22 protein-coding genes are annotated in these 25,409 nt (G+C 69.6%); 19 read left to right on the top strand and 3 right to left on the bottom strand.

The window, feature by feature from the left end:
* Positions 1–569 (top strand): amidase family protein (locus tag VGN50_RS06300; RefSeq protein WP_327443848.1); only part of this gene is annotated, 569 nt, incomplete at its 5' end.
* Positions 566–2,098 (top strand): Asp-tRNA(Asn)/Glu-tRNA(Gln) amidotransferase subunit GatB, encoded by a 1,533-nt coding sequence (gene gatB, locus VGN50_RS06295; RefSeq protein WP_327443847.1) that lies wholly within the window; start codon positions 566–568, stop codon positions 2,096–2,098. The genes VGN50_RS06300 and gatB, both read left to right, overlap by 4 nt.
* 47 nt (positions 2,099–2,145) lie before the next feature.
* Here gatB and VGN50_RS06290 read toward each other — a convergent pair whose 3' ends face one another.
* On the bottom strand, positions 2,146–3,078 hold the full coding sequence (locus VGN50_RS06290) for a PQQ-dependent sugar dehydrogenase (RefSeq protein WP_327443846.1): 933 nt from the start codon (positions 3,076–3,078) through the stop codon (positions 2,146–2,148).
* A 264-nt stretch (positions 3,079–3,342) separates the two neighbouring features.
* Between VGN50_RS06290 and VGN50_RS06285 the strand changes: the two genes are divergently transcribed.
* From VGN50_RS06285 to VGN50_RS06275, 3 genes are all read left to right on the top strand, one after another.
* Positions 3,343–4,263, top strand: coding sequence for a 2-hydroxyacid dehydrogenase (locus VGN50_RS06285; RefSeq protein WP_327443845.1), 921 nt, complete (start codon positions 3,343–3,345; stop codon positions 4,261–4,263).
* An 88-nt stretch (positions 4,264–4,351) separates the two neighbouring features.
* Positions 4,352–5,437, top strand: a complete 1,086-nt coding sequence (locus VGN50_RS06280; RefSeq protein ID WP_327443844.1) for a sialidase family protein — start codon at positions 4,352–4,354, stop codon at positions 5,435–5,437.
* Positions 5,434–5,718, top strand: a complete 285-nt coding sequence (locus VGN50_RS06275) for a MoaD/ThiS family protein (RefSeq protein WP_327443843.1) — start codon at positions 5,434–5,436, stop codon at positions 5,716–5,718. The genes VGN50_RS06280 and VGN50_RS06275 overlap by 4 nt, the downstream gene beginning before the upstream one ends.
* A gap of 15 nt (positions 5,719–5,733) precedes the next feature.
* Here the strand turns inward: VGN50_RS06275 and VGN50_RS06270 are convergent, their stop codons facing one another.
* Complete coding sequence (locus tag VGN50_RS06270) at positions 5,734–6,849, bottom strand: PLP-dependent cysteine synthase family protein (protein ID WP_327443842.1); 1,116 nt, start codon at positions 6,847–6,849, stop codon at positions 5,734–5,736.
* Positions 6,850–6,928: 79 nt separating this feature from the next.
* Positions 6,929–7,093 (bottom strand): hypothetical protein, encoded by a 165-nt coding sequence (locus tag VGN50_RS06265; RefSeq protein ID WP_327443841.1) that lies wholly within the window; start codon positions 7,091–7,093, stop codon positions 6,929–6,931.
* A 176-nt stretch (positions 7,094–7,269) separates the two neighbouring features.
* On the opposite strand from VGN50_RS06265, the gene VGN50_RS06260 reads away from it, so the two are divergent.
* The 14 genes from VGN50_RS06260 to VGN50_RS06195 form a co-directional block, all read left to right on the top strand.
* Positions 7,270–7,482 carry a hypothetical protein gene (locus VGN50_RS06260; protein WP_327443840.1) on the top strand — a complete coding sequence of 71 codons (213 nt, stop codon included), beginning with the start codon at positions 7,270–7,272 and terminating at the stop codon, positions 7,480–7,482.
* A 67-nt stretch (positions 7,483–7,549) separates the two neighbouring features.
* Entirely contained in the window at positions 7,550–8,074 is a 525-nt protein-coding gene (locus VGN50_RS06255; protein ID WP_327443839.1) for a histidine phosphatase family protein, read from the top strand.
* An 82-nt stretch (positions 8,075–8,156) separates the two neighbouring features.
* On the top strand, positions 8,157–9,875 hold the full coding sequence (gene ilvD, locus VGN50_RS06250) for a dihydroxy-acid dehydratase (RefSeq protein ID WP_327443838.1): 1,719 nt from the start codon (positions 8,157–8,159) through the stop codon (positions 9,873–9,875).
* A gap of 212 nt (positions 9,876–10,087) precedes the next feature.
* Entirely contained in the window at positions 10,088–11,953 is a 1,866-nt protein-coding gene (locus VGN50_RS06245) for an acetolactate synthase large subunit (protein ID WP_327443837.1), read from the top strand.
* The gene (gene ilvN, locus VGN50_RS06240; protein ID WP_327443836.1) at positions 11,950–12,462 is read left to right on the top strand and encodes an acetolactate synthase small subunit; all 513 of its coding nucleotides are present in this window, start codon (positions 11,950–11,952) and stop codon (positions 12,460–12,462) included. The genes VGN50_RS06245 and ilvN overlap by 4 nt, the downstream gene beginning before the upstream one ends.
* 98 nt (positions 12,463–12,560) lie before the next feature.
* Positions 12,561–13,589, top strand: coding sequence for a ketol-acid reductoisomerase (gene ilvC, locus VGN50_RS06235; protein WP_327443835.1), 1,029 nt, complete (start codon positions 12,561–12,563; stop codon positions 13,587–13,589).
* A gap of 441 nt (positions 13,590–14,030) precedes the next feature.
* Positions 14,031–15,617 carry a phosphoglycerate dehydrogenase gene (gene serA / locus VGN50_RS06230; RefSeq protein ID WP_327443834.1) on the top strand — a complete coding sequence of 529 codons (1,587 nt, stop codon included), beginning with the start codon at positions 14,031–14,033 and terminating at the stop codon, positions 15,615–15,617.
* Between the two features lie 657 nt (positions 15,618–16,274).
* Complete coding sequence (locus tag VGN50_RS06225) at positions 16,275–17,342, top strand: 3-isopropylmalate dehydrogenase (protein WP_327443833.1); 1,068 nt, start codon at positions 16,275–16,277, stop codon at positions 17,340–17,342.
* Positions 17,343–17,431: 89 nt separating this feature from the next.
* Entirely contained in the window at positions 17,432–18,541 is a 1,110-nt protein-coding gene (locus tag VGN50_RS06220) for a branched-chain amino acid aminotransferase (protein ID WP_327443832.1), read from the top strand.
* Positions 18,542–18,680: 139 nt separating this feature from the next.
* Positions 18,681–20,252 carry an amino acid permease gene (locus tag VGN50_RS06215; protein ID WP_327443831.1) on the top strand — a complete coding sequence of 524 codons (1,572 nt, stop codon included), beginning with the start codon at positions 18,681–18,683 and terminating at the stop codon, positions 20,250–20,252.
* Between the two features lie 6 nt (positions 20,253–20,258).
* The gene (locus VGN50_RS06210; protein ID WP_327443830.1) at positions 20,259–21,167 is read left to right on the top strand and encodes a phosphotransferase; all 909 of its coding nucleotides are present in this window, start codon (positions 20,259–20,261) and stop codon (positions 21,165–21,167) included.
* On the top strand, positions 21,164–23,635 hold the full coding sequence (locus tag VGN50_RS06205) for an FAD-dependent oxidoreductase (protein ID WP_327443829.1): 2,472 nt from the start codon (positions 21,164–21,166) through the stop codon (positions 23,633–23,635). Before VGN50_RS06210 ends, VGN50_RS06205 begins: the two co-directional genes overlap by 4 nt.
* Positions 23,636–23,690: 55 nt before the next feature.
* Positions 23,691–24,416 carry a FadR/GntR family transcriptional regulator gene (locus VGN50_RS06200; RefSeq protein ID WP_327443828.1) on the top strand — a complete coding sequence of 242 codons (726 nt, stop codon included), beginning with the start codon at positions 23,691–23,693 and terminating at the stop codon, positions 24,414–24,416.
* Positions 24,417–24,447: 31 nt separating this feature from the next.
* Positions 24,448–25,409 (top strand): glutamine synthetase family protein (locus tag VGN50_RS06195; RefSeq protein ID WP_327443827.1); only part of this gene is annotated, 962 nt, incomplete at its 3' end.

Raw genomic sequence — 25,409 nt, 5'->3', positions numbered from 1 at the left:
TCGCTCCTGCCGAAGCGTCGTCCAACCTCGCGCGCTTCGACGCGATGCGCTACGGACTGCGCGTGCTGCCGGAGGGGGTCGAGGCACCCAGCGCTGAGGACGTGATGCGCGCGACCCGCGACGCCGGCTTCGGCGACGAGGTCAAGCGCCGCATCATCCTGGGCACCTACGCGCTCTCGAGCGGCTACTACGACGCGTACTACGGCCAGGCGCAGAAAGTGCGCACCCTCATCGGACGCGACTTCGCCGCCGCCTTCGAGCAGGCCGACGTCCTCGTCTCGCCGACCGCGCCGACCACCGCCTTCCGGCTGGGCGAGAAGCTCGACGACCCGTTGGCGATGTACCTCAACGACATCGCCACCATCCCGGCCAACCTCGCCGGCGTCCCCGGCATCTCCGTGCCCTCCGGCCTCGCCCCCGAGGACGGCCTGCCGACCGGCGTCCAGGTGCTGGCACCGGCACTCGCCGACGACCGGCTCTACCGCGTCGGCGCCGCCCTGGAGTCTCTGCTGAACGAGCACGCGGGCGGCCCGTTCCTCACCCCCGAGAGGCTGGCGGTGACGTCATGACCGACGTACTGGTGTCCTTCGACGACGCACTCGCGTCCTTCGACCCGTCGTTCGGTCTCGAGGTGCACGTCGAGCTGAACACCGCGACGAAGATGTTCTGCGGCTGCCCGGCGAGCTTCGGCGCCGAGCCGAACACCCAGACCTGCCCGACCTGCCTCGGCCTGCCCGGTTCGATGCCGGCGGTGAACGCCAAGGCCGTGGAGTCGGCGATCCGGATCGGGCTCGCGCTGAACTGCGAGATCGCGGAGTGGTGCCGGTTCGCGCGGAAGAACTACTTCTACCCGGACATGCCGAAGAACTTCCAGACCTCGCAGTATGACGAGCCGATCGCCTACGAGGGATACCTCGACGTGGAGATCCCCAGCCTGAACGGCGTGGGCACCGAGGTCTACCGCGTGGCCATCGAGCGCGCCCACATGGAGGAGGACACCGGAAAGTCGCTGCACATCGGCGGCGCGACCGGCCGCATCCACGGCGCGGACCACTCGCTCGTCGACTACAACCGCGCCGGCATACCGCTGATCGAGATCGTCACCAAGCCGCTCACCGGAGCGGGCAAGCGCGCGCCCGAGGTCGCTCGGGCCTACGTGTCCGCGCTGCGCGACCTGCTCCGCGCCCTCGGGGTCTCGGACGTGCGGATGGAGCAGGGGTCGCTGCGCTGCGACGCCAACGTCTCGCTGCGTCCTCTGGCCACTGACGAGCAGTCCCAGGACCAGGTGCCGCTCGGCACCCGCACCGAGACCAAGAACGTCAACTCGCTGCGCAGCGTCGAGCGCGCGGTGCGTTACGAGATCACCCGCCACGCGGCGGTCCTCGACCGCGGCGAGAAGATCGTTCAGGAGACCCGGCACTGGCACGAGGACACCGGTGTCACCACCAGTGGTCGCGAGAAGTCCGACGCCGAGGACTACCGCTACTTCCCTGAGCCCGACCTCGTCCCCGTGGCACCGACCCGCGAGACCATCGAGACGCTCCGCCGGACCCTCCCCGAGCCGCCGGCCCAGCGTCGCAAGCGTCTGCAGGCGGAGTGGGGCTACAGCGACCTCGAGATGCGCGACGTCGTCAACGCCGGCGTCGTGGAGATCATCGAGGAGACCGTTGGTGCCGGGGCCACCCCCGCAGCGGCGCGCAAGTGGTGGGCCGGTGAGCTGGCCCGGCGGGCCAACGCCGAGGGCAAGGGCGTCGACGAGTTCGGTGTCACGCCGGCCGCCGTGGCCGAGCTCGACGGGCTCGTTCGGGCCGGGCGTCTCAACGACTCGATGGCCCGCCAGGTCCTCGAGGGTGTCATCGAGGGCGAGGGCTCGCCGACGCAGGTCGCCGATGCGCGGGGTCTCGAGCTGGTCCAGGACGACGGGGCTCTGGAGGCTGCCGTCGACCAGGTCATCGCGGCGAACCCCGACGTGGCCCAGAAGGTCCGCGACGGGAAGGTCCAGGCCGCCGGGGCGCTCATCGGCCAGGTGATGAAGCAGATGAAGGGCCAGGCCGACGCCGGCAAGGCTCGCGAGATCATCCTGTCCCGGCTGACCTGAGGCTCGGCTGCGGGCTGCGGGCTGCGGGCTGCGGGCTGCGCGTTTCTTCAGCGCAGGTCGCCGAGCGCGAACGCCACGACGCGGTCGTCCGCTGGAGCGGGCTGCCCACGGAAGGTGTTGTCGGTCAGGACCCAGAGCCTGCCGTCCGGAGCGGCGACAGCGTCACGCAGCCGCCCGTACCGACCCTGCAGGAGACGCTGGGGCTGCCCGACGCCGTCGCTGGTCAACGGGACTCGCCACAGCGACTCTCCTCGAAGGGCGGTGACCCAGACCGCTCCAGCCGCCACGGCGATGCCGCTCGGGGAGGCGTCGTCGGTCGGCCACTGGACGAGCGGGTCCGTGAGCCCCGCGCGTCCGGCCCGGCCCTCGACCAGGGGCCAGCCGTAGTTGCGGCCCGGCCTGATGAGGTTGAGCTCGTCCCAGCTATCGAGTCCCAGCTCGCTGGCGAACATCCGTCCGTCCGGGGCCCAGGCGATGCCCTCGACGTTGCGGTGCCCGTAGGTCCAGACCGGTGACCCCGGGAACGGGTTGCCCGGCGCGGGAGCGCCGTCCTGCGTCACCCGCAGGATCTTGCCGTTGAGCGAGTCGCGCCGCTGCGCGAGCGCTCGGTCCGTGGCATCCCCCGTCGTCACGTAGAGGTAGCTGTCCGGACCGAAGGCCAGCCGGCCGCCATCGTGGTTTCCGGCCTTGCGTATGCCGGTGAGCACGGGCACGGGGGTCGTGAGGTGTCCGCCGTCGAGCCGCAGTCGTTCCACCCGGTTGTCGGTGGCCGTGGTGAGGTAGACGAAGACCCGGTGGTCCTGCCGGAACGTGGGTGAGACGGCCACACCCAGCAGGCCACCCTCGCCGTCGGGGACGACGCCGGGGATGTGCCCCAGCAGAGTAGGCGGCCTGCCGGGACGCAGCTGCATCAGCTCGCCGCTGTCACGCAGGGTCACCAGGGCGGAACCGTCGGGGAGGAAGGCGAGTGCCCAGGGCACGTCGAGGTGCGTGGCCAGGACCTGAGTGGGCAGGGGGGTCTGCCTGGCAGCGGCTCTCGTGGATGAGTTCGTCGTGGGCGAGGCCGTCGTGGCTGAGGTCGTGGGTGACGGCTTTGCGGGGGAGGCGGTGCAGGCCACGACCAGGCCGAGGCTGCCGAGCCCCGCGCCCAGGACGGCCCACCGGCCTCTCGGCTTGCCAGGCGGCATACCTCATTGTGCTGGGCCGGCGCGGTCGCCGCAGGGCGGCGGGCTAGCGTGAGCGGCATGACGCTGGTGACGCTGCCGGGGCAGGAGTGGGTCGACGCGGTGGGGCCCATCGACGGTCTGGACCTCGCGGTCTGGGACCTCGACGGGCCGCCGGACCGAGCTGACGAGGTGCGGGTCGTGGTGCCGCCCTACCTCGGGGGCGGTCGCCGGGTTCCCGCTTTGCGGCACACCCCGGGCGTCGATCTGGTCCAGCTGCTGACCGCGGGCTACGAGGACGTCCAGGCCGCCCTGCCGTTCAAGGTGCGGCTGGCCAACGCCGCGGGGGTCCACGACGCCTCGACCGCCGAGCTCGCGGTGGCCCTGACCCTCGCCGCGCTGCGCGACCTCCCGGCCTTCGTCGACGCGCAGCGGCAGGAGCGTTGGCTGCCACCTGCCTTCCACGACTCGCTGGCCGACCGTCGGGTCCTGGTCCTCGGCTACGGCTCGATCGGGCGCGCGATCGCGGCCCGGCTGCTGCCGTTCGAGGTGCAGGTCACGGCCGTCGCCTCCACCGCACGTCAGGGGGACGAGCTGGTCGACGCCGTGCATGGCGTCGACCAGCTGGCCCAGCTCCTTCCGGCGCACGACGTGGTCATCGTGGTGGTCCCCTTGAACGCGCGCACCGCCGGTCTGGTGGACGACGGCTTCCTCGCGGCGATGCCGGACCGTGCTCTGCTGGTCAACGTGGCACGCGGTGGGGTGGTCGACACCGCGGCCCTCGTGCGGCATGCGGCGGCGGGTCGGATCCGGGCGGCGCTCGACGTCACGGAGCCCGAGCCGCTGCCGCCCGGACATCCGCTGTGGACCGCCCCCGGGGTGGTCCTCACTCCGCATGTCGGCGGCGCCTCGACGGCGTTCATGCCCAGGGCGACGCGGCTGCTCCGGGAACAGCTGAGCGCGTATGCCGCGGGGCGGCCGCTGCGCAACCTCGTCACCTGAGGGGCGTGGTGGAGGCCGCGCGGACCGTCGACGGCTGACCTTCCCTGGCCCGCTGCGCCGTGTCGGTCATCGGTGCCATGCTGGCCCGATGAGCGAAACGGTGGTGGGAATCGGGACCCGCAAGGGGCTCTGGCTGGCGCGCAGTGACGACCGACGCACCTGGCGCGTCGAGGGTCCACACTTCTTGATGAGCGAGGTTCTCTCGCTCCTGTTCGACAACAGGGGGGCGAGCCCTCGGCTGCTGGTGGGGTTCCGTTCCTCGCACTGGGGCCCCTCCCTGCAGCACTCCGACGACCTGGGTGCGACCTGGGTCGAGCACCCCGATGGCTCGATCCGGTTCCCGGCCGACACCGACACCGCTCTCAAGGCGACCTGGCAGCTGGTCGCAGACCCTCATGACGACAACGTCGTGTGGGCGGGCACCGAGCCGCAGGGGCTGTGGCGCAGCGCGGACCGAGGTGAGACTTTCGAGCTCAACCGGGGCCTGTGGGACCACCCGCACCGGCCGGAGTGGGGTGAGGGCTTCGGTGGGGGAGCCATCCACACGGTGCTCCCGAGCCCGGTAGACCCGGCATCCATGCTCGTGGCGATGAGCACCGGCGGTGTCTACAACACGCGCGATGGTGGCGAGTCGTGGGAGCCAGGCAACACTGGCATTCGGGCGTACTTCATGCCCCACAACGAGTTTCCCGAGTTCGGGCAGTGCGTCCACAAGGTCGCCAGGGACTCCGGCACGCCGACGCGCCTCTACGCCCAGAACCACCGAGGGGTCTACCGCTCCGACGACGACGGCGTGACCTGGACCTCGATCGAGGAGGGGCTGCCCACCAACTTCGGGATGACGGCGGTGACCCACCCCCGGCGAGGTGACACGGTCTGGCTGGTGCCCATCGCCTCCGACGGCGAGCGCATCCCGCCGGCTGCCCGGCTCCAGGTCCAGCGGAGCGACGACGCGGGCGCGACCTGGCGCACCCAGGACATCGGGCTGCCCTCGCCGAGCTACACCAACGTGCTGCGCGATGCCGCGGGCGTCGACACCCATGACGAGCCGGGCCTCTACGTGGGAACGCGCAACGGTGAGGTCTATGCCTCGCTCGACGGAGGCGACTCGTTCGAGCGTATCGCCGAGCAGCTGCCCGACGTCCTGTGCGTGCGGGCGGTCACCCTGCCATGACCGTGCGCGTGGTGCTGCCGGGGCTGCTGCGTGACCTCGTCGGCGGTGAGGCAGAGCTGCCCGTCGAGCTGTCGGCTGACGCTCCGCTCGGCGAGGTCCTCGATGACGCCTTCGCACCATGGCCGATCCTGGCGTCGAGGGTCCGCGACGAGCGCGGTGAGATACGTCGGCATGTCAACGTCTTCGTCGACGGCGAGGACGCCAAGCGGCTCGACGGGGTCGCGACACCCGTGACGCCACGCTCCACGGTCCACGTCATCAACGCAGTCTCGGGCGGCTGAGGCTGTCCTCTGGCGTCAGTCAGGGGTCAGCCAGGTGCCGGTGTCCCAGGCCCGCGCGAGCACGGCTTCGTACGGCGCGAGGTCCCAGCCCCGTTCTGCAAGCCAGGCGTCGTCGCGATAGGTGCCGGCATACCGCTCGGCGCCGTCGCAGAGGAGCGACACGATGCTGCCGCCCTCACCACGCTCGCCCAGCTCGCAAGCCAGGCGCAGCGCTCCATAGAGGTTCGTGCCGGTCGAGGCGCCGGCCCGCAGGCCCGTCCGCTCGCTGAGGAACCGCATCGCGGCGACGGACGCGGCGTCCGGCACGAGCATCATCCGGTCGACCACCGTGGGGACGAAGCTGGGCTCGACCCTCGGCCGGCCGATGCCCTCGATCCGCGACCCACAGGCCTGCTGCACGGCGGCATCGTCGCCGGCGAACGCGGGCAGGAAGGCGGACCGTTCCGGGTCGACCACGCAGACCCGGCTGGACAGTCCCCGGTACCGCACGTAGCGCCCGATCGTGGCGCTCGTACCGCCGGTGCCCGCACCCACCACGACCCACTGCGGCACCGGGTGACGCTCGAGGCTCATCTGCTCGAAGATCGACTCGGCGATGTTGTTGTTCCCGCGCCAGTCGGTGGCGCGTTCGGCGAAGGTGAACTGGTCGAGATAATGGCCGCCGAGATCGGCAGCGAGCCGGCGGGCCACCTCGTAGACCTCGGTGGCGTCGTCGACCAGGTGGCATCGGCCCCCCTCGCGCTCGATCAGCGCGATCTTCTCGCGGCTCGTCGTGGCGACCATGACGGCGATGAACGGCAGCCCGAGCATGCGGGCGAAGTACGCCTCGCTCACTGCGGTGGAGCCGCTGGAGGCCTCGATCACCGTCGTCCCCTCGCGCAGCTCGCCGTTGCACAGGGCATAGAGGAACAGTGAGCGAGCCAGGCGATGCTTGAGGCTGCCCGTGGGGTGGGTCGACTCGTCCTTGAGATAGAGGTCGACGTTCGGCAGGCCGGGGACAGGCACGTGCACGAGATGGGTGTCGGCGCTGCGGTTGGCGTCGGCCTGGATGCGGCGCACGGCCTCGTCGAGCCAGCCCCGGTCGGCGGGTTGGCGGGCCGGTACGTCGACGAGCGACGAAGCCTCGGGCATGGGCTCTCACCTCGAAGTTCGGGACGAGGCGGACCAAGCGGCTCGTGACCGCCGCGGACCTCGCCGTGGTGGGACGAGGCTAACGGGCCGACCGGGGGCGGTCGGCAGGGGCGGTGACGGCCGCGACGAGGACAGGGAGCAGCCTGCGCTCGACCGAGCCGGCTGCGACCGACTCGGGGTCGAGGAGGTGCTGCCCGAGGCCCCCGTGGAAGACCAGCGTGACCATACGGACGAGGTCTTCCATGCTCGCCGTGCCTGCGGGTCGCGCAGCGCGTGCAGGGCTGCTGCAGGCACTCCTGGTGTATGTCGTGGTTCTTCGCGCCGTGGGTGTTCCCGCACACCATCCGGTGCTGTTGCTGGGGTTCCTGTTCGTCATGTCGATGACCTTCGTCATGATCATGCCCGTGGCAGACGCTGCCCATGCCACTGCATCCGGTCCACCACGCGCTGCCGATGAGCTATGCGGTCGACGGCATCCGGCGTCTCATGTACGGCGGATCACTGGCCAACCTCGCCGTGGACCTGCTGGTTCTCGCTCTCTACCTGCTCGGAGCCTTCCTCTCCTCCACTCGCGCTGCCCGCAAGGCCGGGACCTGGACTGCCCTGCGCATCAAGCCGGAGCTGTCGCGGTGACCGCCGCGTGCTGCGTTGACGGGTGTCAAGGCTGTTTCTTCCTGTGCTGTGGGTCCATGCTGAGGGCATGACCCTGGCCAGCGATGACAAGGTGCTCATCCTCCTCCGGCATGCCAAGGCGGAGCAGGTGCCCGGAAAGCCGGACCACGACCGCGAGCTCACCGCCCGAGGCCGCAGGGACGCCCACGCAGCCGGTGCGTGGCTGCGCGAGCACGAGCTGGGCGCGGAGCTCGTGCTCTGCTCGACGGCGGCGCGCACCCGGCAGACCTGGGCCGCCGCCGAGGCGGGGGGAGCGTGCGGTGAGACGGTCGAGTACGACCGGGCCCTGTACTCCGGCGGAGAGCCCGCCGCCCTGCAGCTGGTGCGCGAGTCCGCGGGGCCGGCTCAGGTCGTCCTCGTGGTGGGCCACAATCCGACCATCGCCATGCTGGCCAGTGAGCTGAGCGACGGAGATGGCTCGACCCAGGCGCACGAATGCCTCGCCGCGGGCTTCCCGACGTCGTCGGTGGCGGTCCTTCGGTACTCCGGCTCGTGGGGAGACCTCGGCTACGGCACGGCCGTGCTGGAGCGGTGCCACGTCTGTCGCGGCTGATGGCGGCGCGGCATACGGGCGCTTCCGTTCGCGAGGTGAGACCGGCGTCCCACCCTGTGGTACGGGACCCTAGACTGCGGCCATGACGACCACGGAGTCCGGATCCCACGACGGCGTCGACATCAAGCCGCGCAGCCGCGACGTGACGGACGGCCTCGAGAAGACGGCCGCCCGCGGCATGCTCCGCGCTGTCGGCCTCGGCGACGACGACTGGGTCAAGCCCCAGGTCGGGGTGGCCAGCTCGTGGAACGAGATCACGCCCTGCAACCTGTCGCTCGACCGCCTCGCCAAGGCGGCCAAGGACGGCGTGCACGCGGCCGGCGGGTATCCCCTCGAGTTCGGCACCATCTCGGTGTCCGACGGTATCTCGATGGGCCACGAGGGCATGCACTTCTCGTTGGTGAGCCGCGAGATCATCGCCGACTCCGTGGAGACGGTGATGAACGCCGAGCGGCTCGACGGGTCGGTGCTCCTGGCCGGCTGCGACAAGTCCCTGCCCGGCATGCTCATGGCCGCCGCGCGCCTCGACCTGTCCAGCGTGTTCCTGTATGCCGGGTCGATCCTCCCGGGGATCGCCAAGCTCTCCGACGGCTCCGAGAAGACCGTCACCATCATCGACGCTTTCGAGGCGGTGGGTGCCTGCGCCGCGGGACTGATGTCGCGCGCCGACGTCGACGCCATCGAGCGCGCGATCTGCCCCGGCGAGGGCGCCTGCGGTGGCATGTACACCGCCAACACGATGGCCTCGGTCGCCGAGGCGATCGGCATGTCGCTGCCGGGATCCGCTGCCCCGCCCGCCACGGACCGGCGCCGCGACGGCTTCGCTCGCAAGTCCGGTGAGGCCGTCGTCGGGCTGCTGCGCCGAGGCATCACGGCCCGCGACATCATGACCAAGGAGGCGTTCGAGAACGCCATCGCCGTCGTCATGGCGTTCGGCGGCTCGACCAATGCGGTGCTCCACCTGCTGGCCATCGCCCACGAGGCCGAGGTCGACCTGACCCTCGACGACTTCATGCGCGTCGGCGCCAAGGTCCCGCACCTGGCAGACGTGAAGCCGTTCGGCCAGTACGTCATGACCGACATCGACCGGGTCGGCGGAGTGCCCGTGGTCATGCGCGCCCTGCTGGACGCCGGCCTGCTCCACGGCGACTGCCTGACCGTCACGGGCAAGACGATGGCCGAGAACCTCGCCGACATCGCCCCGCCCGACGTGGACGGCAAGGTCGTGCGCGCCATGCAACAGCCCATCCACAAGACGGGCGGCATCACCATCCTCAAGGGCACCCTGGCGCCCGAGGGCGCGGTGGTGAAGTCGGCGGGCTTCGACTCGGATGTCTTCGAGGGCACCGCGCGGGTGTTCGACGGCGAGCGCGCGGCCATGGATGCCGTGGCGGAGGGCTCGCTCAAGGCGGGCGACGTCGTCGTCATCCGCTACGAGGGACCCAAGGGCGGCCCCGGCATGCGCGAGATGCTCGCCGTCACCGGCGCCATCAAGGGTGCCGGCCTCGGCAAGGACGTGCTCCTGCTCACGGACGGCCGCTTCTCCGGTGGCACCACGGGGCTGTGTGTGGGTCATGTGGCCCCCGAGGCCGTGGACGCGGGCCCGATCGCCTTCGTCCGCGACGGTGACGCCATCACGCTGGACGTCGCCAAGGGGACGCTCGACCTCCACGTCGACGCCGAGGAGCTCGCCCGTCGGGCCGAGGGCTTCGAGCCTCCGGCGTCGCGCTACCCGAGGGGCGTGCTGGCGAAGTACCGCAAGCTCGTGGGGAGCGCGAGCCGTGGCGCGGTCTGTGACTGAGACGACGGGTCCGGATGGTGGGACCGGTTGTCTCGCCCCTTGACACCGGAGGGCTGGGGCGGGAAAGTGCTCGGGTGGCACGAATTCTCGTACTTCCCTAGCGCGCAGACTCTCTCATCGAGAGCCAGCGCGCTGCCCTCCGTCGTCCCGCTTCGGGACTGGAGGGTTTTTTTGTGGCCAGACACCAGCGAGAACCGAAAGCGGTAGAGACAGTGAGCGACGCGAAGTCGGCCCCCACGCCGGCGCCCAGCCCGAACCAGTTGGCCCACCAGACGCGCCCCAAGGCGCCGGCGACCGTCACGGGCGCCCAGAGCCTGGTCCTCTCCCTCGAGGCGATGGAGGTCGACACCGTGTTCGGCATACCGGGCGGTGCGATCCTCCCGGCATACGACCCGTTGCTCGACTCCGTGAAGGTTCGCCACATCCTCGTCCGCCACGAGCAGGGAGCGGGGCATGCCGCCGAGGGCTACGCGAGCGCCACCGGCCGCGTGGGGGTCTGCATGGCGACCTCCGGACCTGGGGCGACCAACCTCGTCACGGCGATCGCCGACGCCTACATGGACTCCGTCCCGATCGTGGCCATCACCGGACAGGTCAGCTCGGCCGCGATCGGCACTGATGCCTTCCAGGAGGCAGACATCCGAGGCATCACGATGCCGATCACCAAGCACAACTACCTCGTCACCGACGCCGACCAGATCCCGCGCGTCATCGCCGAGGCGTTCCACATCGCCTCGACCGGGCGCCCGGGGCCGGTGCTCGTGGACATCTCCAAGGACGCGCTGCAGGCCAAGACGACGTTCGCATGGCCGCCGAAGTTCGACCTGCCCGGCTACCGTCCGGTGGCGAGGCCGCACAGCAAGCAGATCCGCGAGGCGGCCCGGCTGATCGCCGAGGCGAAGCGACCGGTGTTCTACGTCGGCGGTGGCGTCGTGCGCGGGGGGGCTTCCGAGACGCTGCGCCGGTTCGTCGAGCTCACCCAGATCCCTGTGGTGACCACGCTGATGGCGCGCGGCGCCGTGCCCGACAGCCACCCGCTGCACCTCGGCATGCCGGGCATGCACGGCTCCGTCGCCGCCGTGACCGCCCTGCAGAAGTCCGACCTGCTCATCACCCTCGGGGCACGTTTCGACGACCGGGTCACCGGTCAGCTGTCGACCTTCGCCCCCGAGGCCAAGGTCATCCATGCCGACATCGACCCGGCCGAGATCTCCAAGAACCGCACCGCGGACGTGCCGATCGTCGGCGACGTCGGCGAGGTGATCGACGATCTGGTCAAGGCCGTCTCCGACGACCACGCCGCGGGCCGGGCCGGCGACTACGACCTGTGGCGCCAGCAGACGGCCGCCTGGAAGGCCACCTTCCCGCTCGGCTACACCACGCCAGAGGGCGACAACACCGTGGCGCCGCAACAGGTCATCGAGCGGATCGGTGCGATCTCGGGGCCCGAGTCGGTCTACGTCGCCGGCGTGGGCCAGCACCAGATGTGGGCAGCCCAGTTCGTGAAGTACGAGCGCCCGAACGCCTGGCTCAACTCCGGTGGGCTCGGGACGATGGGGTATGCCGTGCCGGCCGCCATGGGTGCCAAGGTCGCCCAGCCGGACCGCACCGTGTGGGCCATCGACGGTGACGGGTGCTTCCAGATGACCAACCAGGAGCTCGCGACCTGCGTCATCAACAACATCCCGATCAAGGTCGCGATCATCAACAACAGCAGCCTGGGCATGGTGCGGCAGTGGCAGTCGCTGTTCTACAACGAGCGCTACTCCAACACCGACCTCCACACGTCGGTGGGCAGCCGCATCCCCGACTTCGTCAAGCTGGCCGAGGCCTATGGCTGTGTCGGCCTGCGCTGCGAGCGGCCCGAGGACATCGACGCCACGATCAAGAAGGCCATGGAGATCAACGACGTTCCCGTCGTGGTCGACTTCGTGGTCCACCGCGACGCGATGGTCTGGCCGATGGTGCCCGCCGGCGTGAGCAACGACGCCATCCAGATCGCGAAGGACACGGCCCCCCAGTGGGACCGCGAGGACGACGAAGCCGACGCCCAGCCCGAGGAGGGGAGCCAGAGATGAGCAAGCACACTCTGTCCGTCCTGGTCGAGAACAAGCCCGGTGTGCTCGCGCGTATCGCGGCGCTGTTCTCCCGGCGCGGGTTCAACATCGACTCCCTCGCCGTGGGTCCCACCGAGCATCCCGAGATCTCGCGGATGACCGTGGTGGTCGATGTCGAGGCCCTTCCGCTGGAGCAGGTGACCAAGCAGCTCAACAAGCTGGTCGAGGTGCTCAAGGTCGTCGAGCTGGAGGCCTCGGCCTCGGTCCAGCGCGAGATCCTGCTGGTCAAGGTGCGCGCCGACATGCAGTCGCGCAGCCACGTTCTCGAGACCGTCCAGCTCTTCCGGGCCAAGGTGGTCGACGTCGGCAGCGACGCTCTCACCATCGAGGTCACGGGCAACCGCGACAAGCTGGCGGCCTTCCTCGAGGTGCTGGAGCCGTTCGGGGTCAAGGAGCTGGTCCAGTCCGGCCTGGTGGCCATCGGCCGAGGGCCGCGCTCCATCACCGATCGCGCGCTCAGGTCCGCCTAGCGGGTCTGCACGCACGCCGGGGCCACGGGCCGCGGCATACCAAATGCACGAACTTGCCTGAACCACAACGTAAGACACAACCGAAGGAGTTGGCCGACGTGGCCGAGATGTTCTACGACGACGACGCAGACCTCAGCGTGATCCAGGGCACGAAGGTGGCCGTCATCGGCTACGGAAGCCAGGGGCACGCCCACTCGCTCAACCTGCGCGACTCGGGGGTCGACGTCCGCGTCGGCCTGGCCGAGGGCAGCAAGAGCCGGGCCAAGGCCGAGGCGCAGGGACTCACCGTGAAGTCCGTCGGCGATGCCGTCAAGGAGGCCGACCTGGTCGTCATCCTCACACCCGACCAGGTGCAGCGGACCGTCTATGCCAACGACATCCAGCCGAACCTCAAGGACGGCGCGGCTCTGCTGTTCGGTCACGGGTTCAACATCCGGTTCGACTACATCAAGCCCGAGGCCGGCTCTGACGTGATCATGGTGGCGCCCAAGGGTCCCGGGCACCTCGTGCGCCGCGAGTTCGTCGACGGGCGCGGTGTGCCGGTGCTCCTGGCCGTCGAGCAGGACGCCTCGGGCAAGGCCTGGGACCTCGCCAAGTCCTACGCTCGCGCGATCGGTGGACTGCGCGCGGGCGGCATCAAGACCACCTTCACCGAGGAGACCGAGACCGACCTGTTCGGTGAGCAGGCTGTCCTGTGTGGCGGCGCCAGCCAGCTGGTCCAGTACGGCTTCGAGACGCTGGTGGAGGCGGGTTACCAGCCCGAGGTCGCGTACTTCGAGTGTCTGCACGAGCTCAAGCTCATCGTGGACCTCATGGTCGAGGGCGGCATCGCCAAGCAGCGCTGGTCGGTGTCCGACACGGCGGAGTACGGCGACTACGTGTCCGGCCCGCGGGTCATCGACCCGCACGTGAAGGAGAACATGCAGGCGGTGCTGGCCGACATCAAGAACGGCGCGTTCGCCAAGCGCTTCATCGACGACCAGGACGCGGGGGCGCCGGAGTTCAAGGCCCTGCGGGAGAAGGGCGCCCAGCACCCCATCGAGGAGACCGGCAAGGAGCTGCGCAAGCTCATGAGCTGGATCAAGGAGACGGACAGCGACTACGTCGAGGGTTCCGCCGCCCGCTGAGGCCTGGCGCCATCAGGTGCGGTCGTGGCGGCCGCGGGGGAGAGGGTGCGGCTGGTCTGACAGCCACTCCTCGAACGCGCGGCCGTCCCGCTCGGGCCGTGCCTGATGGCAGCAACGCACCCGCGGAGATGGGGCGCAGTGGGCCGACCGGTGCGCCGGCTGGCCGCCACTGCCTCGGGCCCACGTTCCGAAAGCAGGCGACACGCGTACCCGAGGTCGCCCGACCCGCCCGCACCACCATGCGCATGCGCCCTCCTGGTCCTCCGAGACGCGACCAGCCGTGTGAGGCCTGCCACGCGGGGACACGCCCTTGCGGTGGGGCGTGGCCCTCCCCGTGTCACATGTCGAGCGGACCATCCACATACTGGGCGTCGCCGTATGCTGGCCGCGGACACAGCGTGGTGCCGCCCCTCATCCCTGACCCACCCAAAGGACTGACACGTGAGCAAGCCGATCGTCCTCATCGCCGAGGAGCTCTCGCCGGCGACCATCGATGCCCTCGGACCCGACTTCGAGATCCGTCAGATCGACGGAGCCAACCGTGCCGAGCTGCTTCCAGCGCTCGCTGACGTGGACGCCGTGCTGGTCCGGTCGGCCACCAAGATGGACTCGGAGGCGATCGCCGCCGCCAAGAACCTCAAGGTCATCGCCCGCGCCGGGGTCGGTCTCGACAACGTCGACGTCCCGGCGGCCACGCAGGCCGGCGTCATGGTCGTCAACGCCCCGACCTCCAACATCACCTCGGCGGCCGAGCTCGCGGTCGGGCTGCTGCTCTCCACCGCGCGCAACATCGCGCCCGCCAACCAGGCACTCAAGGGCGGCGCCTGGAAGCGCAGCAAGTACGGCGGCGTCGAGCTGCTCGACAAGAAGGTCGGTGTGGTCGGCTTCGGCCGTATCGGCCAGCTCGTGGCTGAGCGGCTCAAGGGCTTCGGTATGGAGATCCTCGCCTACGACCCCTACGTCTCCGCACAACGCGCTGGCCAGCTCGGGGCCCAGCTCGTCAGCCTCGACGAGCTGCTCGAGCAGAGCGACTTCATCACCGTGCACCTGCCCAAGTCGCCGGAGACCGTCGGGCTGATCGGCAAGGAGGCGCTCGCCAAGGTCAAGCCCACGGTCCGCGTCATCAACGCCGCTCGCGGTGGCATCGTCGACGAGGAGGCCCTCGCCGAGGCGCTGCGCGAGGGTCGCGTGGCCGGTGCCGGCATCGACGTCTTCGCCACTGAGCCGACGACCGAGAGCCCGCTGTTCGAGTTCGAGTCGGTCGTCGTGACGCCGCACCTCGGAGCCTCCACCGACGAGGCGCAGGAGAAGGCAGGCGTGGCGGTCGCCAAGTCCGTACGGCTGGCCCTCGGCGGTGACCTGGTGCCGGATGCCGTCAACGTGTCCGGTGGGGCCGTGCCGGAGGAGGTCCGCCCCGGAATCGCGCTCGTCGAGAAGCTGGGCCGGATCTTCACCGCGCTCGCCGGCTCCGTGCCCGTGCAGCTCGATGTCGACGTCAAGGGCGAGATCACCGAGCACGACGTCTCGATCTGGAAGCTCGCCGCGCTCAAGGGCCTGTTCACCGACGTGACAGAGGACCCGGTGACCTATGTCAACGCGCCCCTGCTGGCCGAGCAGCGTGGATGCGAGGTGCGCCTGCTGACCGACCCGGCGACCCAGGACTTCCGCAACGTCACGACGCTGCGCGGCACGCTCGCCGATGGCAGCACCGTCTCCATCTCGGGCACGCTCACCGGCCCCCGCATGGTCGAGAAGGTCGTGGGTGTCAACGGGTTCGACCTCGAGGTGCCGCTGTCCGAGCACCTCGCGTTCTTCACCTACGTCGACCGTCCGGGCGTCATCGGCACGGTCGGGCGGCTGCTGGGCGACGCCCAGGTCAACATCGACAGCATGCAGGTCGCACGCAACGAGAAGGGCGGTCAGGCGCTGGTCGCCCTCACCGTCGACAGCGCCATCCCCGCCGACGTGCTGACCGCCATCGGCTCCGAGGTCGGCGCCGAGGTGCGCGTCGTGGACCTCGCCGGCTGACGCCTGCCGCTCGCCACCTCGTATGCCGGTGGGTCCCCTCGGGGACCCACCGGCATACGTCGTCTGAGGGGGTTGTCGGCAATAAGCGTCGAGTGGTCACGAACTGCGCTCGAACACCCCGCTACGCCCTGTAATAAGCGTCGAGTGGTCACGAACAGCGTGGCGCAAGCGTGCTCCGGCGTCGATCAGTGCCTGTGATGGCCGCCACGTCCAGAGGCGTCTCACGAGATGGGATACCGGTATCAAATAGTTGGACGTCCACGTAATCTCGAAGGCATGTCGCGGCAGCAGCTCATCCTTATCCGCCGCGGCGAGTTCCGGTAGCCAGCCGACTCGCCGCGGAGATCCCGCGAGCGTGGCTGGCAGCGCACCCCGACAACCGGCGAGTGCCCCGAAGAACTCCACACACTGACACCTGTTGCGAGACAGGCGAACTCACGAAGGGCTGAGCATCATGAGCGAAGAAGCACAGAAGGCACGCCAGGCACTGCAGGAGTCGATGGACCTGCGCGAGCAGGGTCATTCCGACGACTGACGCAGACGCCTGCGACCCGTCGCCCTACGACGCACCGACGAGCGACCTCCGGCCCCGGCCCGAGGTCGCTCGTCATATGAGACGCCTGTATCAGATAACAAGACTCTCCCTAGGCTGAGAACATGGCCCGAGACACCGCGACCACGGACACCGTCAACCTCGCCGTGATCGGCGGCGACGGCATCGGCCCAGAGGTCGTCGCCGAGGGTCTGAAGGTCCTCGACGCAGCGACGGCCGGGACAGGCACGAAGTTCCACCGCACGGAGTACGACCTCGGCGCGCGGCGCTGGCACGCGACTGGCGAGACGCTTCCAGAGTCGGTGCTCGAGGAGCTGCGGGGCCACGACGCGATCCTGCTGGGCGCGATCGGCGACCCGACGGTGCCGAGCGGGGTGCTCGAGCGAGGTGTCCTGCTGCCGCTGCGCTTCGCGCTCGAGCACTACGTCAACCTGCGGCCGGCCAAGCTGTACCCCGGCGTGCAGAGCCCGCTGGCAGTCGAGCGGGTGGCTCCCGACGGCATCGACTTCGTGGTGGTCCGGGAGGGCACCGAGGGCCCCTATGTCGGCAACGGCGGGTCCCTGCGCACCGGGACGCCGAACGAGATCGCCACCGAGGTCAGCGTCAACACGCGCTTCGGTGTCGAGCGCGTCGTCCGTGACGCCTTCGCCCGCGCTCAGGCCCGGCCCCGCAAGCACCTCACCCTCGTGCACAAGCACAACGTCCTCACCCACGCCGGCCACCTGTGGCGGCGCACCGTCGAGGAGGTGGGGCAGGAGTTCCCTGACGTGCAGACGGCGTACCAGCACGTCGACGCGGCCACGATCTTCCTCGCCACGGACCCCGGACGCTTCGACGTCATCGTCACCGACAACCTCTTCGGCGACATCATCACCGACATCGCGGCCGCCATCGCCGGGGGCATCGGGCTGGCGGCGAGCGGCAACATCAACCCGGAGCGGACGTACCCCAGCATGTTCGAGCCGGTGCACGGCTCGGCTCCCGACATCGCCGGCGAGGCCAAGGCCGACCCCACGGCGACCATCCTGTCCGTGGCACTGCTTCTGGACCATCTCGGGCTGGGCGACGAGGCGGCTCGGGTCGAGGCCGCGGTGGCGGCCGACCTGGCCGAGCGCGGCTCCGCCGTCCGCTCGACGCCCCAGATCGGCGACGCGATCGCCGATCGCCTCTAGCTCACCGGCTGCGCTCGAACTCTCGTGCCCGGGTCGACAGCCGGGCGGGTAACCTCGGCAGGAGACCGGCAACGACGCAGGAGGACTCCATGACCCAGACCGCCGCCCCGCTGACCTTCGAGGTCACCCGCCGCGCCGACCCGCGGCCGGATGCGGAGCGAGAGGCGGTACTGGCCAACCCGGGGTTCGGCACGACCTTCACCGACCACATGCTCACCGCGACCTGGCGCCGTGGGCAGGGGTGGCAGGACGGCAAGGTCACGGCATACGGGCCGTTCTCCCTGATGCCCTCGGCTGCGGTGCTCCACTACGCCCAGGAGATCTTCGAGGGCATGAAGGCCTATCGGCACGAGGACGGCTCCATCTGGACCTTCCGCCCCGAGGCCAACGCCCAGCGGATGATCCGCAGCGCCCGGCGGATGGCGCTGCCCGAGCTCTCCGAGGAGGACTTCGTCGCCTCCCTGCGGGCATTCGTCGAGGTCGACCAGGCGTGGGTGCCGGCCTATGGGACCGGGGAGACCAGCCTCTACCTGCGGCCTTTCATGTTCGCCTCCGAGGCCTTCCTCGGGGTCCGGCCGGCCGCCGAGGTCACCTACTCGGTGATCGCCTCACCGGCCGGCGCCTACTTCAGCGGCGGCATCAGGCCGGTGAACATCTGGCTGTCCCAGCACTACGCGCGGGCTGGTGAGGGCGGCACCGGCGCGGCCAAGACGGGCGGAAACTACGCCTCGAGCCTGGCAGGCCAGCTGGAGGGCATCGAGAACGGCTGCGACCAGGCCGTGTTCCTCGACTCCTCGACGCACACCAACGTCGAGGAGCTGGGCGGCATGAACCTCTTCTTCGTTACCAAGGACAACCGCCTGGTGACCCCAGAGCTGACCGGATCGATCCTCGAGGGGGTGACCCGGTCCTCGGTGCTCGAGCTCGCCAAGGAGCTCGGCCTGCAGCCCGAGGAGCGTCGGGTGCCCATCCAGGAGTGGAAGGACGGCGCCGCCAGCGGCGACATCGTCGAGATCTTCGCCTGCGGCACGGCAGCGGTCATCACGCCGGTGGGGGAGCTGCGCTGGGAGGGCGGCCGCTGCGACCACCGGCGTGGGGTCGACTACGGCGAGGTGACCCGCACGATCCGTGAGCGGCTCCTCGACATCCAGTACGGCCGCGCCCAGGACACCCGTGGCTGGATGACCCGGCTCGTCTGAGCTCGCCGCCACCGCACGAGGGTGCTCGTGGGTGCTCGTGGGTGCACACCATCAATGGTTTGGCATTGGACCATTGACACGGTGACTGACGTGGGTGAAACATTCGGCTCAATATCGTTCTGAGGGCGAGGAGCCGAGCATGGCCAATGTCACCGAACTGTCCGACGACGAACGTCGGTTGGCAGAGCTCGGCTACAAGCAGGAGCTCGACCGGTCCTGGTCAGGGTTCTCGAACTTCGCGATCTCGTTCTCGATCATCTCGATCCTCGCGGGGTGTTTCACGACCTTCGGCGTCGGCTGGAACAACGGTGGTCCGGCGGCGATCGCCTGGGGCTGGCCCATCATCAGCCTGTTCATCCTCGCCATCGGGCTGTGCATGTCCGAGCTGGTCTCCGCCTACCCCACCTCTGGCGGGATCTACTGGTGGGCCAGCAAGCTCGGTGGGGTCAAGGCCGGCTACTACACCGGATGGCTCAACCTCATCGGCCTGCTCGCCATCGACGCCTCCGTCGCCTACGGCTGCGCGACGTTCCTCGACCTGACCATCGGGTCCTTCGACAGCGGGTACACCCCAGGTGACCTCAACCGGGTGTTCCTGTACTTCGTCGTCGTGCTCGTCCTCGTGTCGCTGATCAACATCTTCTCCGCCCACCTGCTGGCGGTGCTCAACAACATCTCCGTGTGGTGGCACGTGTTCGGCGCCCTCGCAGTCGTCCTCATCCTGTGGTTCATCCCCTCCCACCACGCCAGCGTCTCGTCAGTGTTCACGCACACCGTGAACAACACCGGCTTCATCGGTGGGAGCACGCACGGCCTCGGGTTCCTGCTCTACGTCCTGCCGATCTCGGCGATCCTCACGCAGTACACCATCACCGGTTACGACGCCTCGGCCCACCTCTCCGAAGAGACCCACGGCGCGGCGGACACCGCGGCCAAGGGGATCTGGCAGTCGATCGCCTACTCAGCCATCGGCGGCTGGGTGCTGCTGCTGACGTTCCTCTTCGCGGTCCAGGACGAGGCCGGCGTCACCAAGGGCGGTGGCGCGGTCGCGACGATCTTCAGCCAGGCGCTGTCGAGCAAGTGGGCCGGCGTCATCCTGCTCATCTCGACGGCGGGCCAGTTCTTCTGCACCACGGCCTGCATGACCTCGACAACGCGCATGCTCTTCGCGTTCAGCCGGGACGGCGCCGTGCCGGGCTCTCGCCTGTGGTCCAAGCTGAGCTCCAAGCGGGTGCCCGTCAACGGCGTGATCCTGTCGGCGGTGGTCGCAGTGCTTCTCACCCTGCCCGCCTTGGTCAAGGTCAACATCGGCACGCCGGCCGCGCCGATCTACGTGCCCATCGCGTTCTTCGCGGTCGTGTCCATCGGCGTCGTCGGTCTGTACGTCGCGTTCGCCATCCCGATCTACTACCGCTGGCGGGCTGGCAGCTCGTTCCAGCAGGGCTCGTGGAACCTCGGCACGAAGTGGCGCTGGCTGGCCCCCCTGGCCATCATCGAGATCATCGTGACCTCGATCGTCGCGATGCTCCCCACGGTCAACACCGGCAACCCCTTCGACAAGGACTTCGCCTGGAAGTTCGTCAACTACACACCGATCGTGGTGATCGGCGCCCTGGCGTTGCTGTGGGCGTTCTGGCACCTGTCGGCCAAGAAGTGGTTCACCGGGCCGAAGCACACCGTGGACCTGGACGTCGCCGACACGTTCCGCTGACGGATCGTGCAGGCCGACCAGTGGCTCGACAGGATCGCCTGTCTGGCCGGTCAGCCCCGCCAGGTCGATGACCTACCCGGCGGCCTGACCAACCACAACTACCGGGTCCGGACGGCGACGTGCGACGTCGTCGTCCGGATCTCGCCCCCGACGACGGGTCTGCTGGCCGTGGACCGCGAGCACGAGTGGCTCAACTCCAAGGCCGCCCATGCCGCGGGGGTGGGTGCTCCGGTGGTCGACTACCTGCCCGGCGAGGGAGTCCTGGTCGTCGGCTTCCTGCCGGGTCGGACCTTCACCTCAGCGGATGTCGGCGCCAACCTGCCCCGGATCGCGCGCGCCCTGCGCCGGCTGCACGCCGGCCCGGACTTCGCGTCGCGCTTCGACATGTTCGACGTCCAACGACGCTACCTGGGCATCGTGGGCGACCTCGGTGTGGAGATCCCGTCCGGCTATGCCGCGCTGGCGCCGACGATGGCGCGCGTCGAGGCTGCCCTGAGACGCTTCCCGGAGCCGATGGTCCCGTGTCACAACGACCTGCTCGCGGCGAACGTGCTCGACGACGGCGGGGACCTGAGGATCGTGGACTACGAGTACTCGGGCATGAACGAGGCATCGTTCGAGCTCGGCAACCTCGTCAACGAGTCACGGCTCGACCACGACCACCTGGCCCAGGTGGTCGAGGCCTACTACGGACGGGTCGACCAACGGCTCCTGGCTCGTGCCGAGCTGTGGGGTCTGGCGGGTCGCTACGCGTGGACCCTGTGGGGGGCGATCCAGCACGAGGTCTCGGACGTGGACCACGACTTCTGGGCTTTCGCGATGGAACGCTACGAGCCGGCGGCTCAGCTGCTGGGCAGCAGCCGCCTCGAGTCGTTGCTCGATGGCGCGGCCTCCGGCAGTGGGGAGCCGTCGTGACCGCCGGCCCTCCCGAGCGCGCCCGCGTGGTCATCATCGGGGGCGGGGTCATCGGCTGCAGCGTCGCCTACCACCTGGCTCAGCTCGGTTGGACCGATGTCGTTCTCCTCGAACAAGGTTCGCTGTCAGGCGGCACGACCTGGCATGCCGCGGGGCTCGTCGGCCAGCTCCGTGCGACCGAGGCCAGCACCCGGCTGGTGCAGTACTCCACGGATCTCTACACCCGGCTCGAGGCCGAGACGGGACTCGGAACCGGTTACCGCACCTGTGGTGGGCTGACGCTCGCCAGGACGCCCGAGCGGATGGTGCAGCTGCGCCGCACAGCCGCGAGTGCCGCGGCATACGACCTCGAGTGCGAGCTGTTGACGGCGAGCGAGGCACGCGAGCGGTACCCCCTCATCCAGGTCGACGACGTCGTGGGCGCCATCTGGCTGCCGGGCGACGGACGCGCCAACCCCGCAGACCTCACCCAGGCCCTCGCCAAGGGCGCGCGGATGCGCGGCGTGCGGATCATCGAACGAGTCCGGGTCACCGATGTCATCACCACGGAGGGACGAGCGAGCGGAGTTCGGACCGACCACGGCGATGTCGAGTGCGAGGTCGTGGTCAACTGCGCCGGACAGTGGGCCAAGGCTGTCGGCGACCTCGTCGGGGTCACGGTGCCGTTGCACTCGGCCGAGCACTTCTACGTCGTGACCGACCAGATCCAGGGCGTGCACCGCGACCTGCCCATCCTGCGCGACCCCGACGGCTACACCTACGTCAAGGAGGAGGTGGGCGGCCTGCTGGTCGGCGGGTTCGAGCCGGTGGCCAAGCCTTGGGTGGCGCCGGACCAGATCCCGTACCCGTTCGAGTTCGCCCTGCTGGAGGAGGACTGGGAGCACTTCGAGATCCTGATGGACAGCGCCGTCCACCGGATCCCGGCCCTCGCCGAGACGGGAATTCGCAAGTTCTACAACGGTCCGGAGAGCTTCACGCCCGACAACCAGTTCATCATCGGCGAGGCGCCCGCTGTGCCCGGCTTCTTCGTCTGCGCCGGCTTCAACTCCGTGGGCATCGCGTCCGCGGGCGGCGCGGGGCGGGCGATGGCCGAATGGATCGTCGAGGGTGGTCCGACCATGGACCTCATCAGCGCGGACCTGCGCCGCTTCTCGCCGCTGGCGGGCAACACCGACTGGCTGCGCGCCCGGGTCAGCGAGGTGCTGGGGCTCCACTACGCCCTGCCGTGGCCGAACCGTGAGCTGGAGACCGGGCGCTCGCTGAGGCGCTCGCCGGTCCATGAGCTCCTCGTCGCGCAGGGCGCCTGCCTGGGCAGTCGCAACAACTGGGAGCGCGCCAATGTCTTCGCCCCGAAGGGCGTTCCGACGGTCATCGAGTACTCCTGGGACCGTCCCTCCTGGGTTGACTGGTCGGTCGCCGAGCAGCGCGCCACCCGCGAGGCCGTAGCGGTGTTCGACCAGACGTCGTTCTCCAAGTACCTCGTGGTGGGAAAGGATGCCGAACAGGCGCTGCAGTGGCTGTGCACCGCCGATGTCGCCGTGCCGGTCGGGCGCGCGGTCTACACAGGGATGCTCAACGCGCGAGGCACCTACGAGAGCGACGTCACCGTCACCCGCACCGGTCGACACGAGTACCTCGTCGTCAGCAGTGCCGCCACGACGGACCGTGACGTCGACTGGATGCGACGCCACCTGCCGGAGGGGTGCCACGCCAGCGTCGTCGACGTGACGAGCGCGTATGCCGTGTTCGGCGTCATGGGGCCCCGGTCCGCGCAGCTCCTCTCGGCGCTGTCCCATGACTGCTTCGACGACGAGGCCTTCCCGTTCGGGACCAGCCGAGAGGTGCGGATCGGCTCGGCCACCGTGCGCGCCACCCGCATCACCTACGTCGGAGAACTGGGTTGGGAGCTCTATGTCCCGTGTGACCTGGCGGTGGGCGTCTACGAGGACCTCTTCGCCGCAGGGAAGGACCTCGGTGTGGTCCCCGCGGGCTACTACGCGATCGAGGCCATGCGTCTGGAGAAGGGCTATCGCGCGTTCGGCCGCGAGCTGACCACGGAGCTGGGACCCGTGGAGGCGGGTCTGCTGTTCGCGTGCAAGCTCGGCACCGACATCGACTTCCTCGGACGGGCAGCCGTCGAGCAGGTCAGGAGCGCCCCCCCGGCGCGCCGCATCGTCTCCTTCGTGCTCGACGACCCGTCGGCCTATCCCTGGGGTGGCGAGCTGGTCCTACGCGACGGGGCTCCGGTCGGGCAGGTCACGAGTGCCGCGTGGGGTGCGACGCTCGGGTCGGCGGTGGGACTCGCCTTGGTAGGGGACAGGGCGAGCGGGACGACGACGCCACAGTGGGTTCGTGAAGGCGCCTATGAGATCGACCTTGCTGGGCAACGGTTTCCGGCGACGGTGACCATGGGGGCCCCGTTCGACGCGGAAGGCCGCAAGCTGGGCCGTCGCGCGAGGACGGAATGAAATGGTACTTTCCCAGACCATTGACGTGTGGGACCGAGGGGTATTGGATCGGGGGGTGAGCGCGGTGGACCACCTGACCTCCCTGCCTGACCTGGTGCTGCGGCCCACGTCCGGCAATGCGTTCGAGGCCACCGTCGAGCAGCTGGCGACGGCCATCCGGCTGGGCGTCTTCACCGACGGTGAACAGCTCCCACCCGAGCGCGAGCTCGCCGAGCGACTGGGAGTGAGCCGCAACACCCTGCGCGAGGCCATCGCGGCGCTGCGCGACTCCGGGCTCGTCGCCACCCGGCGCGGGCGCGGCGGTGGCACGGTCATCACCTACGCGGGACTCGAACCAGGGACCGGGGGAGCACCCGTCCGCACCGGGGCTGCCCTTGCCGACGCGATGGACTTCCGTCGCGTCGTCGAGCCCGGCGCCGCGGCCCTGGCCGCGACAAGGTCGCTGGCCGCGGACCAGCGGGCATGGCTCCTCGAGAGTGCGCGCGCCGCCCGCGAGGCGCCCGACAATGCCGCCCACCGGCTCGCCGACAGCCGCTTCCACCTCGCGGTCGCGACCGTGTCGGGCTCCCCGATGCTCATCGAGGCGGTCACCCGGTCACAGTCGGCGCTGCACGAGCTGCTGGTGGCGATCCCGGTGCTGCGCCGCAACATCGAGCACTCCAACGACCAGCACGACGCCGTCGTCCGCGCCATCCTGGCCGGCGACCCCGAGACGGCCCGGGCCGTCATGGAGGAGCACTGTGACGCCACGTCGGCACTGCTCCGAGGCCTGCTCGGATGACCGGCACCTGGATGACTGAGAAGGAGAAGAGATGACGGCACCACCCCACCTGACCGTCGAAGAGCTGCGCGCCGACATCGGCTCGGGGGCCATCGACACCGTCATCGTGGCGTTCACCGACATGCAGGGTCGCCTGCAGGGCAAGCGCATCCACGGGCAGTTCTTCCTCGACTCGGTCCTGGGTCACGGCACTGAGGGGTGCAACTACCTGCTGGCGGTCGACGTCGACATGAACACCGTCGACGGCTACGCCATCAGCTCGTGGGAGCGCGGCTACGGCGACATGATGTTCGACCTCGACCTGTCGACCCTGCGCCGCACCCCCGGGCAGCCGTACTCGGCGACCGTGCAGTGCGACCTGTCGTGGCTCGACGGCAGCGGACCGGTCCGGCCGTCACCGCGGTCGGTGCTCAAGGCCCAGGTGGACGCCGCGGCCGAGCTCGGCTTCGTGGCTCTGGCGGGCACCGAGCTGGAGTTCATCGTCTTCGAGGAGACGTTCGAGCAGGCCTGGGACCGCAGGTACCACGGCCTGACCGGGGCCAACCGCTACAACGTGGACTACTCCATCCTCGGCGGCACGAAGGTGGAGCCCCTGCTGCGCGACATCCGCAACGAGATGTATGCCGGTGGCGTCACCGTCGAGAGCGCGAAGGGGGAGTGCAACCTCGGGCAGCACGAGATCGCCTTCCTCTATGACTCGGTGCTGAAGACCTGCGACAACCACGTCGTCTACAAGAACGCCGCCAAGGAGATCGCCGCGAACCACGGGAAGTCGCTCACCTTCATGGCGAAGTTCGACGAGCGTGAGGGCAACTCCTGCCACATCCACCTGTCCCTGCGCGGAACCGACGGCGGCATCGTCTTCGCCGACGACGAGCGTGAGGGTGGCCGCAGCCGGCTGTTCGAGCACTTCGTCGCCGGGGTCCAGGCGACGATGCGCGAGTTCACCCTGCTCTACGCGCCCAACGTCAACTCCTACAAGCGGTTCCAGCC

Origin of the sequence: Pedococcus sp. (genome assembly GCF_036000045.1) — a bacterium.
Lineage (GTDB): Bacteria > Actinomycetota > Actinomycetes > Actinomycetales > Dermatophilaceae > Pedococcus.
Note: the sequence above shows the minus strand (reverse complement) of the source record. Positions and strands in the feature narration are given on the sequence as shown.